The 12790-nt window shown below is 35.3% G+C and carries 11 protein-coding genes and 1 pseudogene; 5 read left to right on the top strand and 7 right to left on the bottom strand.

Annotation, left to right across the window (positions count from 1 at the left end; translation table 11 throughout):
- Positions 1-9 precede the first annotated feature (9 nt).
- Positions 10-1257 (top strand): aminotransferase-like domain-containing protein, encoded by a 1248-nt coding sequence (locus ACVRZD_RS00630; protein ID WP_037624579.1) that lies wholly within the window; start codon positions 10-12, stop codon positions 1255-1257.
- Positions 1258-1277: 20 nt separating this feature from the next.
- On the opposite strand, the gene ACVRZD_RS00635 is transcribed toward ACVRZD_RS00630, so the two are convergent.
- The 6 genes and pseudogenes from ACVRZD_RS00635 to ACVRZD_RS00660 all read right to left on the bottom strand — a co-directional run bounded on the left by ACVRZD_RS00635 (position 1278) and on the right by ACVRZD_RS00660 (position 7771).
- On the bottom strand, positions 1278-1616 hold the full coding sequence (locus tag ACVRZD_RS00635) for an ATP cone domain-containing protein (protein ID WP_447450165.1): 339 nt from the start codon (positions 1614-1616) through the stop codon (positions 1278-1280).
- A gap of 119 nt (positions 1617-1735) precedes the next feature.
- Positions 1736-2666, bottom strand: a pseudogene (dapA, locus tag ACVRZD_RS00640) (4-hydroxy-tetrahydrodipicolinate synthase).
- A 37-nt stretch (positions 2667-2703) separates the two neighbouring features.
- Positions 2704-3780 (bottom strand): aspartate-semialdehyde dehydrogenase, encoded by a 1077-nt coding sequence (locus ACVRZD_RS00645; RefSeq protein WP_037624581.1) that lies wholly within the window; start codon positions 3778-3780, stop codon positions 2704-2706.
- A 268-nt stretch (positions 3781-4048) separates the two neighbouring features.
- Complete coding sequence (gene cls / locus ACVRZD_RS00650) at positions 4049-5635, bottom strand: cardiolipin synthase (RefSeq protein WP_037624584.1); 1587 nt, start codon at positions 5633-5635, stop codon at positions 4049-4051.
- A 54-nt stretch (positions 5636-5689) separates the two neighbouring features.
- Positions 5690-5968: a DUF1905 domain-containing protein gene (locus ACVRZD_RS00655; RefSeq protein ID WP_037624586.1), complete on the bottom strand. Its 279-nt coding sequence runs from the start codon at positions 5966-5968 to the stop codon at positions 5690-5692.
- Positions 5969-6100: 132 nt separating this feature from the next.
- On the bottom strand, positions 6101-7771 hold the full coding sequence (locus tag ACVRZD_RS00660) for a formate--tetrahydrofolate ligase (RefSeq protein WP_037624588.1): 1671 nt from the start codon (positions 7769-7771) through the stop codon (positions 6101-6103).
- A 264-nt stretch (positions 7772-8035) separates the two neighbouring features.
- On the opposite strand from ACVRZD_RS00660, the gene ACVRZD_RS00665 reads away from it, so the two are divergent.
- From ACVRZD_RS00665 to ACVRZD_RS00680, 4 genes are all read left to right on the top strand, one after another.
- Positions 8036-8725 carry a phosphopantothenate--cysteine ligase gene (locus tag ACVRZD_RS00665; protein ID WP_037624590.1) on the top strand — a complete coding sequence of 230 codons (690 nt, stop codon included), beginning with the start codon at positions 8036-8038 and terminating at the stop codon, positions 8723-8725.
- A complete protein-coding gene (gene coaC / locus ACVRZD_RS00670; RefSeq protein ID WP_037624592.1) occupies positions 8715-9257 on the top strand; it encodes a phosphopantothenoylcysteine decarboxylase in 543 nt (180 codons plus the stop codon). Before ACVRZD_RS00665 ends, coaC begins: the two co-directional genes overlap by 11 nt.
- Positions 9258-9293: 36 nt before the next feature.
- Positions 9294-9863, top strand: coding sequence for an ECF transporter S component (locus ACVRZD_RS00675; protein ID WP_037624594.1), 570 nt, complete (start codon positions 9294-9296; stop codon positions 9861-9863).
- Positions 9864-9998: 135 nt separating this feature from the next.
- A complete protein-coding gene (locus tag ACVRZD_RS00680; protein WP_447450166.1) occupies positions 9999-11720 on the top strand; it encodes a phospho-sugar mutase in 1722 nt (573 codons plus the stop codon).
- A 112-nt stretch (positions 11721-11832) separates the two neighbouring features.
- Here the strand turns inward: ACVRZD_RS00680 and ACVRZD_RS00685 are convergent, their stop codons facing one another.
- Positions 11833-12789 (bottom strand): ABC transporter permease, encoded by a 957-nt coding sequence (locus ACVRZD_RS00685; protein ID WP_037624596.1) that lies wholly within the window; start codon positions 12787-12789, stop codon positions 11833-11835.
- Position 12790 lies beyond the last annotated feature (1 nt).

Here is a 12790-nt window from a genome sequence, read left to right on the forward strand (position 1 = left end):
GGACAAATAATGACAAGTATCTACCAAAAAATTGTAACTGACATAACACAAGCTATTACTAACAATTGTTATGTGGAAGGCAATAAATTACCTTCTATTAGACAAATTAGTAAGGACTACAACTGTAGTAAAGACACTGTTCAAAGAGCACTCTTAGAATTAAAATATGCTAACCTGATCTACCCTGTTTCTAAGAGTGGCTATTATGTTTTAGGTAAGATTAAGGATAAGACATCTCAAACAAATAAAAGTATTGAGGACGTTAACCACGAAGCCTTTGAAGATTTTAAACAGTGTCTTACGCAAGCTATAGAGCGTCAGGAAAACCAATTGTTTAGTTACTATCATAAAGAAGAGGGGTTAGATGAACTCATCCAAGCACTTTCGCTATATTTGTCAAATAATCAAGTTTATTCGTCGCTCAAAAATATTATGGTCACTTCTGGAAGTCAGCAAGCCTTATACATTTTAAGCCAAATGCCTTTTCCAAATGGTAACCATTCTATCTTAATTGAGAAACCGACTTACGCACGAATGGAGCACTTGTTACAAATCTTAGCTATTCCTTATCACAGTATTGAAAGAAACTTCTCAGGCTTTGATTTAAAAGCATTAGAGACCATCTTTAAGACTGGTGAAATTAAATTTTTTTATACCATTTCTCGTTTCTCAAATCCCATGGGCTTGTCCTATTCTAAAGAAGAAAAAGAAAAGATTGTTGACTTAGCTAATCGTTATAATGTCTATATTATTGAAGATGATTACCTTGGAGATTTTGCTAAAGGCAATGATGCGCCTATTCATTATTATGACACTAATAATCGAGTTATCTACCTCAAATCTTTCTCGATGACTGTTTTTCCATCATTACGAATTGCTGCGCTTGCACTACCTTTGGAACTCCAGACTGATTTTATTCGCCATAAGGCTTTGATTGATTTGGACACCAATTTGATTATGCAAAAAGCTTTAGCGCTCTATTTATCTAACGGAATGTTTACTAAAAATGTCAAAAATCAAATTCATTATTTCTCTTCGAATAGAAGTTACCTCGAAGCTATTTTAGAAGGTAACCCCATTAGTAATGATTATCGAATTAGCCCGACAGACTTAATTATTCAATTACCTAAAAAGACAATAATTCCCAATTCAGTAAAAAAAGCCTCTAATCACTTAATCAATGAAAAGAAAGCTTATTATATTACGTTTAAATTAAGTAAGACCTTACCTTTAGTCTTAAAAAATTGGCTAAAATAAAAGAAAGCTTCTGCTTTCTTTTATTTTGTTTGCTCAAACCTTAAATGAACAATAACGCTATCACCATAGCCGTTACGTTCAAGATCTCTTTGAAGACGATATGAAATATAATGTTCGGCCACATTAATAAACCCAGCATCCATTAATCTATTTTCGACCAAGGACTGAATCATATTAATTGTTGGCCTTTCAACTTGTGCTTCTTCTAAATCTAGGACAACTTTTTTAGTAACTTTGGCTAAATTTTGACGCCAAGTTTCATCAATGACATAAACTGTTTGAGCAGCTTTAATGATTGCTTGATAAATTTTTTCGGGGTTAAATTCTGCAACTTGTCCATCACGTTTAATTATTTGCATTGATTCGCCTCTTTTCATCTTGTTTTCAACTTACTTACATTATGCAAATCTTTTGCTTATTTGTCAAGTTCTTGTTTTCACGTAAGACTGTTGTGGTCGCTTTTACGCGTTTGAAAAGATTAATAATCTGGTCTCAAAACACCTTTCGTCACATATTCTTTAGGGGCATTATTTAGAACAAGTCCAATAATTTTATCGGCTTCTTCTCTGATACAGGCAACTAATGGCAATCTTAGCGGCCCAACATCGAATCCTTGGTAATTTAAAACAGCTTTTACTGGGGCAGGACTGGCTACAGAAAACAAGGCGTTTACTTTTGGAAGAAAAACTGTCTTTGAATTTTAGTAGCTTCTTTAATATTGCCTGCTTCAATCGCCTGAAACATATCAAAGAGGTCATCACCATTGGTATGTGTAGCAACACTGATTAAACCATTTGCACCTAAGTTCATAGCGTGGAAAGCTTGTCCGTCCTCGCCAGTATAAACTAAGAATTCTTCTGATTTATTCTCAATAATATAAGCTAAATGATCCAGATTGGTACAGTCTTTAACACCAATAATATTTGGATGCTTAGCCAATTTCAACAAAGTATCGAGATGGAGCTCAACTACTACGCGGCCAGGAATATTGTAAATGACAATTGGCAGATTACTAGCATCAGCAATCGCTTTAAAATGCTGATATAGGCCTTCTTGGGACGGTTTATTATAATAAGGAACAATTACCAATCTAGCAGCAAAACCACCAAAAGCATCAACTTCTTTAGCAAAATCGACTGAGTCTCTCGTATCATTTGTACCGATACCAGCAATAAGTGGGACTCTACCTTTTACAATCTTTTGCACAGCAGAGAATAATTCAAGCTCCTCTTGATGGGTAAGAGTCGGACTTTCAGCTGTTGTCCCAGCTAAAAGAATTGCATCAGTATGATGATCCAATAGATAGTCGATTAGTTTTGGTAAAGCTTCAAAATTAATCGACTATCTACATGAAAAGGTGTGACTAGCGCTGTAATTATTTTACAGTTTTTTAAGTGAGAATAAGACATTAGGCACCTTCTATCTATTTTCTACCTCAGTGGGATTTTATAGGAGATCAAACATTAATTCTTTACTTGCCTTAACGAGGCCACGCTCATGTAAGGTTTCAGCGATTTGCACGGAATTCCAAGCAGCACCTTTTAAAAGATTATCAGATACTACCCACATATGAATACCATTTTCAATATCTAAATCTTTTCTGATACGACCAACAAAAGTATCTTTTGACCCTACAGCATTAATAGCTTGTGGGTAGACTTGATTAGCCAAATCATCTTCAAGGACAGCACCAGGGAAATTAGCAATCGCTGACTTAACCTCTTCAATTGGAGCAATCTCTTTTGTTTCAATGTATACAGATTCGGAATGAGCTGATAGAACTGGAATGCGAACACATGTCGCTGACACTTTAATAGTATCATCAGACATAATCTTTTTAGTCTCATTAGTCATTTTCATTTCTTCATAAGTATAATCATTATCAGTGAAAACATCAATTTGAGGTATAGCGTTGAAAGCAATCGGAAAATGTTTCTTATCTCCTGAACAAGGTAAGATTGATGCAGTCGTATCCTTCGGATTAACCCCATCATTAATCACTTGACTAAATTGATTAAGGGTTTCATTGATAGCAGTTTGTCCAGCACCAGAAACAGCCTGGTAAGTGGAAACAATGATTCGTTCCAAGCCCCATTTTTGACGAATCGGTTCTAATGCAACCATCATTTGAATCGTTGAACAATTAGGACATGCAATAATACCATTATGTTGGTCCATTGATTGCGGATTAACTTCCGGAACTACAAGGGGAACATATGGGTGTTGTCTAAAGTGTGACGTATTGTCAACAACCACAGCCCCAGCTTTTACAGCATAGGGTGCAAATTTGGCAGAAGTTGATCCTCCCGCTGAAAACAAAGCAATATCAACGCCTTCAAATGCATCTTCAGTGGTTTCTTCTATAGTAATTTGTTCATTTTTAAATTGTAATGTCTTTCCAGCAGAACGTGCTGATGCAAGTAACCTAACTTTTTCGATTGGTAAGCTAGACTCTTCCAACATATTAATCATTTGCGTTCCAACGGCTCCTGTTGCCCCTACTATTGCTACTGTATAACCCATCTAAATACCTCACTAAAACTATTGTTTATTATATTTCTAATTTTCAAAAAATTTATTTTTTATTATTATAGCGTAAAAATCGTCACTTGAAAAGGCAAAAAAACCTCTGTCAAGAGACAGAGGTTAGGGGCATTCAAAGAATGTGCTAAAAAGGTTCACACAATTTAACAAAGTCGGCTCCTGCCTTAATGACCTCCCCTGCGCAATAGTGGTTAAAAACCACAATCGACTCATCGCATATTCCTATGATATCAAAAAGAAGTCATTATTACAAGAGCGGTGCAATTGTTTTTACTAATAAGCCAACAAGTTTTTGATGAAATGGACGGTTATTGACCATTTCAGGTGTAACAAACTTAGATTGTGACTGAGCATCTAGGAAATCGTTAACGATTTCAGAAATGATTGATACACGATACAAATAAGTTGCACATTCAAAATGATGGTATAAACTACGGTAATCAAGATTGATCGAACCTACTACCGCTTTTATGCCGTCGCTTACAAAAATTTTAGAATGAATAAAGCCTGGTTCATACTCATAAATCGTAACACCTGATGACATCAATGCTTTATAATAAGTTTTAGCTAGCGCATAAGGAACTTTTTTATCTGGTATTCCTGGCATAATAATCCTGACATCAACACCACGCTCAGCGGCAAATCTCAGAGCATGCTCCATCTCACTGTCCAAAATAAGATAAGGTGTCATAATATAAACATATTCTCGAGCGTGATTTAAAATATCAATATATACATTTTCACCAATTTTATCAGTATCCAATGGCGAATCAGCATAAGGTATGACAAATCCATCTGAAGGAATTGGTGTTAGGTGTTTCGACAAATAAGGCTCCACAATAATATCTTCTTCTGTGATGGACCACATTTGAAGAAATAGGACCAGAAAACTGTCTACTGCTTTTCCTTCAATCATTAAACCAGCATCTTTCCAATGTCCAAATCGGTCAATTTCATTAATGTATTCATCGGCAAGATTAATTCCTCCGGTAAAGGCAATATCACCATCAATGACAACAATTTTGCGGTGATCACGATAATTATAATGAGTTGAAATAATTGGTGAAATAGGAAGAAAAGCTTTTGCTTTAATCCCCAATCGGGTCAATCTTTTTGAGTAGTCTAACGAAAGCGTCGAAAGTTCAGTCATGCCATCATACATGACTCTGACCTCAACTCCTTCTTTTACTTTTTTTTCAATAATTGTAAGAATTTCACCCCACATAAGTCCTTCAGCAATAATGAAAAATTCCATAAAGATGTACTTTTTAGCTTTAAGAAGTTCTTCTTTTAGGGTTTCAAAAAAATCTTCACCACTAGGAAAATAAGATGTTTTTGTTCCATCATAAACAGGAAAACTTCCGCTGGTTCTCTGTAAATATTGAACCAAATGATAAGTAGTCGAGGTGTTATCTTTTAATATCTCTATTATTTCATGATCATTCTTCATGAAATGACTACTTTCTTCAACCAACACACTAATGCGATTTTTTAAACCTCGGTATCCCCAATCAAGCTTTGTATAAACTAGTAACAAAGAACCAAATAAAGGGGTAACCATAATCAATATCAACCAAGTAACACGGGAAATAACATCCATCTCACTGTTTACAAGATATAAAACAATCATCATTGAAAAAATAGTCTCAATAATTGTCAACCAATAACGGTATTGTTCCATCCAGGCAAAGGATAGGAATAAAAAGAGTAATTGGATAATGATTAAGAGTGCAATGACTGTAACTCGGCTGAATATTCCCCTGAGAAATCCTAATTTACTCTTATGGAGTAAGTGTTTCACTTTAATTTTATTACTTATTGCTTTATCCTCCATAAAGTGTAATATCACAGTTATTATACCATATTTAATGAAAAGTCTGAGTAAGATTTATTCACGTTCTTGGACTATAATTTGAACAACCTCTCCAACTGTTTTATTGATAGTTTTTTGTATGTCTTTACGAATTCCAATAATATAAACGATGTCATTGGTATTATCTCTTATCCCCATATTAACAATCGATCCATCATAATCCATACCATCGAATGCAACATGAACTTTCACCCGTCCTTTGTTAAATTCCTTTCTAATATCAAAAGTAAAAATTGTATAAGCGCCCCCTTTTTCAGTAACGGCATAAATTGTTGATTGGTAAGTATATAGTATTTTTGGCTTTAATTGCTTCCTCTTTCACTAATTATTTTAACTACCTAATAGCATATGACATGAACAAAAGAGTCTGGAACAATGTTCTCAGACTCTCTTGTTATATAGATTTTTGTCCTCCACTCTTTTACATTAAAATAGACCGATTGCTGTACCGTCCTCAAGGACGTCCATATTGAGTGCGGCAGGTAGCTTTGGTAAGCCAGGCATGGTCATGACATCACCTGTTAGAGCAACAATAAATCCAGCTCCCGTTTTTGGCACAAATTCTCGAATTGTAATATCAAAATCACTTGGTGCCCCAAGAAGATTTGGATTATCTGAGAAACTGTATTGTGTTTTGGCCATACAAACTGGTAGCCTATCCCAACCAAATTCTCTAAATTGCTTCAATTGTGTTAAAGCTTTACCAGAATATTGGACTGAACGACCACCATAAATTGCAGTAACAATTTTCTCAATTTTTGCTTCAATAGCATCTTCAGCATCATAAAGTCGATTGTAATTTGCTTGTCCTTTATCAATAACATTGACTAATGTTTGCGCTAATTCGACACCACCATCAGCTCCATCTGCCCAAACACTTGCTAATTCAACAGGCACATCTATTTGAGCACATAATTCCTTAAGCGTCGCGATTTCAGCCTCAGTATCGGCTACAAATTCATTGATAGCTACAACTGCTGGAACATTATATTTTCTGATATTTTCCACATGTTTTTTAAGATTGGCAAAGCCGTCACGGACAGCTTGAATATTTTCATGGTTTAAATCAGCTTTATTGACACCACCATGCATTTTTAAAGCACGTAAAGTAGCAACTATCACAACTGCATCGGGAGTAGTTGGTAAATTAGGCACTTTAATATCAAGAAATTTTTCAGCTCCTAAATCAGCCCCAAATCCAGCCTCTGTAACTGTATAATCAGCTAAGCGTAACGCTGTACTTGTTGCAAGTACTGAATTACAGCCATGAGCAATATTAGCAAAGGGACCGCCATGGACCAATGCGGGAGTACCATAAATCGTTTGAACTAAATTCGGTTTAATGGCATCTTTAAGAATTAAGGTTAAGGCACCTTCAACTTTTAAATCTCTCACATAAATAGGTTGACGCTCTTTATTATAAGCAATGACAATACTTGCTAGTCTTTCTTTCAAATCTGATAAATCAGTTGAAAGACATAGAATTGCCATGATTTCAGAAGCAACGGTTATATCAAAACCATCTTCTCTTGGAACGCCATTTAAAGGACTGCCTAATCCAACAATAACTTGACGGAGCGCACGATCGTTTAAATCTAAAACACGCTTCCAGATAATCCGACGATGGTCAATCCCAAGTTCATTTCCTTGTTGTAAATGATTATCAATCAAGGCAGATAACGCATTGTTTGCTGTTGTAATGGCATGCATGTCCCCTGTAAAATGGAGATTAATATCTTCCATTGGTAATACCTGAGCAAATCCTCCACCAGCGGCACCACCTTTGATTCCCATCACTGGACCTAGTGAAGGTTCTCGAAGAGCTAGCATTGTCTTCATTCCAATTTTATTCAGGGCATCTGCTAATCCAATACTCATTGTTGATTTCCCTTCACCAGCGGGTGTGGGATTTATAGCAGTTACAAGTATCAATTTGCCGACTTTATTTTTTGCTAAGGATTGAATTTTTTCAAATGATAATTTTGCTTTGTACTTGCCATACAATTCGATATCATCATAAGAAATTCCAACTTTTTCAACAATCTCAGTAATAGGTTTAAGTGTTATGCTTTGAGCAATTTCAATATCTGACTTCACATTTAACTCCTTAGTAATTTAGATATGACAATTATACCACAGTTGTGATTTGAACAAACAAATTTAGGTTTTTAAAAGACTAATATTCGTGTTTTAAAGATTTACAAGATACCAACTCTCTATATATTACAAATTTAAGGTAACAATCGAACGTTTGTTTTATTCATTCCTTATTTCATAGTTATTATGCCTACTATTAGTATTGCTTTACTTATTAAAAATAAAAACGTTTACTAACTTGTGATTTTTGTGTAAAATAAATTTATGAAAATTTTAATAACATCCGGGGGAACCATTGAAAAAATTGATTCGGTCAGAGGAATCACAAATCATTCCAGTGGTCAAACTGGCAAAGAAATTGCTCAATTATTTTTAGATCATGGTCATGAGGTTACCCTTGTAACAACAAGTTCGGCAGTAAAACCCGAGCTTCATCCTCATTTAAGTATGACAATAATAAGTAATGTTGCTGAACTTGCTGCTTGCCTAGAACCTCTCGTCAAGGAACATGATTGCTTCATCCATGCAATGGCTGTATCTGACTATACACCTGTTTATATGACTGATATGGAAGAATTGTTAGCGACATCCAACCCCTTAGACTTACTTGAGAAAAGAAATGGTGAAAGCAAAATCTCTTCTCAATCAGATTATCAAGTTCTCTTTCTTAAAAAAACGCCTAAAATTATCTCATTGGTCAAACAATGGAATCCTGCCATTCAATTAATTGGATTTAAACTGTTAGTTAACGTTTCAGAGGATGAATTAATTAGCGTAGCAAGAGACAGTTTAGAATATAATAAAGCCTCCGCTATTATCACAAACGACTTAAACAATATCAGTAAAGATCGTCACCAGGCATTTTTAGTCACCTCTGATAAGGCAGAAAAGTTAGAATCTAATCAGCAAATTGCGCAAGCTATTTTTGAAAGGGTGACTTCCTATGATAAGTAATATTACACTTGCTGTTACTGGCAGCATTTCAGCTTATAAGGCTGCAGATTTAACCAGTAGACTAATGAAAGAAGGCTATCAGGTTACTGTTTTAATGAGTAAAGCTGCCCAAGCTTTTATCACACCATTAACCTTACAAGTTCTTTCAAAAAATACTGTCCATATTGATATAATGGCTGAGGATGATGTAATGAAAGTTAATCACATTGATTTGGCTAAAAACACAGACTTATTCTTAGTAGCTCCGGCTAGTGCCAATACTATTGCCCATCTTTCATATGGCTTTGCGGATAACATTATCACAGGTGTTGCTTTAGCTTTGCCACCTGAAGTTCGCAAAATGATAGCACCAGCGATGAATACAAAAATGTATCAAAACCCCATTACACAAGAAAATTTATCTCGTTTAGCTACATTTGGATACCGTGAGATTAAGCCTAAAGCTAGTTTACTGGCTTGTGGTGATGTTGGAACTGGAGCTTTAGCAGATATTGATACCATCATGGCTGAAATTACTAGCTTAAGAGATTAAAATAATAGCATTTAACTATAAGGAGTTAATTAATACATGAACCGTTCGAAGTCATCAACCATTGCAACCATTTCAATCTTTTTTGCCATAATGTTACTGATTCATTTTATCAGTTCATTAGTTTTCAATCTCTGGCCAGTCCCTATAAAACCGACACTTGTTCATATTCCTGTTATTGTAGCATCGATTGTTTATGGACCAAAAATCGGCTCCATTTTAGGTGGTTTGATGGGTGTCATTAGTGTCATTACAAATACAATCGTTCTTTTACCAACAAGTTACCTCTTCTCTCCATTTGTAACACATGGCAATTTCTTCTCATTACTAATTGCCTTAGTTCCAAGAATTCTAATCGGTGTATTTCCCTATTTCATTTACAAAATGGTTAACACTAAATTCGGGCTTGTTATATCAGGAATTATTGGGTCATTAACAAATACTGTTTTTGTTTTAAGCGGAATTTTTATTTTCTTTGCGAAAGTTTTCAATGGAAATATCAAAGCTTTACTAACAACAATTGTTTCTACAAATGCTATCGCAGAAATGATTATATCAGCCTTAGTGGTCTTTGCAATCATTCCGACACTTACTAAATTGAAAAAATAAATCATCAACTTGTTCGCTTGAACAAGTTTTTTTGAAAACTTAAAGATGTAAGCTGTGAAATCAATAGAAAAAAGGATGATTTTTTCTTTTCAAAATGGTATAATGAAAGCGTTTAAAAATATAAAGGAGTAAACGATGACTTATAAAGAAAATTATCAAAAATGGTTAGCTGTTACAACTCTTCCTGATTACCTAAAAGAAGAGCTTGTAGCAATGGATGACAAAACTATGGAAGATGCCTTCTATACTAATTTAGAATTTGGTACAGCCGGAATGCGTGGCTACATTGGTGCTGGAACAAACCGGATTAATATCTACGTTGTAAGACAAGCTACCGAAGGTTTAGCCAAGCTTGTTGAGTCAAAAGGACAAGTCGCAAAAGATGCAGGAATTGCTATCGCATATGATTCACGTCATTTCTCACCAGAATTTGCCTTTGAATCAGCCCAAGTCTTAGCTGCGCATGGCATTAAGTCATATGTTTTTGAAAGCTTACGTCCAACACCTGAATTATCATTTGCAGTGCGTCACCTAGGTGCATTTGCTGGTATTATGATTACAGCAAGCCATAATCCTGCTCCATTTAACGGCTATAAAGTTTATGGAGCAGATGGTGGACAAATGCCTCCAGCTGATGCAGATGCACTGACAGACTACATCAGAACTATTGAGGATCCTTTCTCTATTCAGCTAGCTGATCTAGAAGCATCAAAAGAATCAGGTCTTATTGAAGTAATTGGCGAAGCGATTGATAAAGAATACCTTAAAGAAGTTAAGGATGTGAATATCAATCAAGATTTGATCGATAATTATGGACGAGACATGAAAATTGTCTACACACCGCTTCACGGTACAGGCGAAATGCTTGCTCGCCGTGCTTTAGCACAAGCTGGCTTTGAATCAGTAGAGGTTGTTGAAGCACAAGCTAAACCAGATCCAGATTTTTCAACTGTTAAATCACCAAACCCAGAAAGTCAAACTGCATTTGCTCTTGCTGAAGAACTCGGTCGTCAAGTTGATGCTGATGTTTTGGTTGCAACAGACCCTGATGCTGACCGACTTGGTGTTGAAATCCGTCAAGAAGATGGCTCTTACTGGAATCTATCTGGTAACCAAATTGGAGCTTTAATTGCCAAATATATTCTAGAAGCGCACAAACAAGCCGGTACACTACCTGAGAATGCAGCTCTAGCTAAATCAATTGTATCTACAGAATTAGTTACAAAAATTGCTGAAAGCTACGGCGCTACAATGTTTAATGTGTTAACAGGCTTCAAGTTTATTGCAGAAAAAATTCAAGAGTTTGAAGAAAAACACAATCATACTTACATGTTTGGTTTCGAAGAAAGCTTTGGTTACCTGATTAAACCATTTGTACGTGATAAAGACGCTATTCAAGCCGTATTATTAGTTGCTGAAATTGCTGCCTACTACCGCTCACGTGGTTTAACATTAGCAGACGGTATTGATGAAATTTATAAAGAATATGGTTACTTTGCAGAAAAAACAATTTCAGTTACCTTATCTGGTGTTGATGGAGCAGCTCAAATTAAAGCAATTATGGATAACTTCCGTAACGATGCTCCAAGTCAATTTAACAACACTGAAATTGTACTTTCAGAAGACTTCCAAAATTTAACAGCTAAAGACCACCAAAAAGGCAATGTAACTAGTCTAACAACGCCACCAAGTAATGTATTGAAATATACCCTTGCAGATGATTCATGGTTTGCTGTTCGTCCTTCAGGAACAGAACCAAAAATCAAATTCTATATCGCAACAGTTGGAGAAACACTTGAGCAAGCTGAACAAAAAATTGTAACGATTGAAAAAGAAATCAATACATTTGTTAATTAATATTTAAAAGAAGTACAAAAATTGTACTTCCTTTTTGTAGACTGTAAAATGAATTCTAAAAAAGTGAAGCCAAATAAGTTTGACTTCACTTTTTAAATCAACAGAGTTGATGTTATTTTGATTTAATATAGTTAACACCATCTGCTTTTGGAGCAACAGATTGACCAAAGAAAGCTGCTAAAATAATAATTGTGAAGACGTAAGGTGCAATTTCTAAGTAAACTGAAGGAATTGAGCTTAACAAAGGTAATTGACTTCCAATAACGGCTAAACTTTGAGAGAGTCCAAAGAATAAACTTGATAACATTGCCCCAATTGGATTCCATTTACCAAAGATCATAGCGGCTAATGAAATGAAACCAGGACCTAAAATCGTTGTAACTGCAAAGTTAACTGAAATTGATTGCGCATAAACTGCTCCACCAATACCACCTAGGAAACCAGAAATCATAACACCGTAATATTTCATCAAATAAACATTGATTCCAAGTGTATCTGCTGCCTGTGGGTGCTCACCTACAGATCTTAATCTCAAACCAAATCTTGTTTTATATAAAATATACCAAGCTAAGAATGAGAAAGCAACAGCTAAATAACCAATCAAAGTTGTATTTTTAAAGAAAATGTCTCCGATGATTGGAATTTTTGATAAAATCGGGAAATCAAATTTCCCAAAAGAAGTTTGAATATTATCAGTTTGCCCCTTACCATAAAGCACTTTAACAAGGAAAATTGCGAACGAAGGCGCTAATAAGTTCAACACGGTACCACTGACAATGTGGTCAGCCCTAAAATTAATTGTTGCTAATGCATGGATAAGTGAGAAAATCAATCCCGCAAAACCTGCAACAAGAATGGCAATCCATGGAGTTGCTTTACCAAGAGTATGAGCGAATTCTAAGTTAAAAACAATACCTGTAAAAGCACCAATAACCATTATACCCTCTAAACCGACGTTAACAACACCACTACGTTCAGAGAATGTCCCACCGATACTTGTAAAAATTAAAGGTGTTGCATAAATAAGCATTGAAGACATAAGTAGAGATAATAAAGTCACTATTGACATC

The sequence above is a fragment of the Streptococcus hongkongensis genome, from assembly GCF_053206145.1.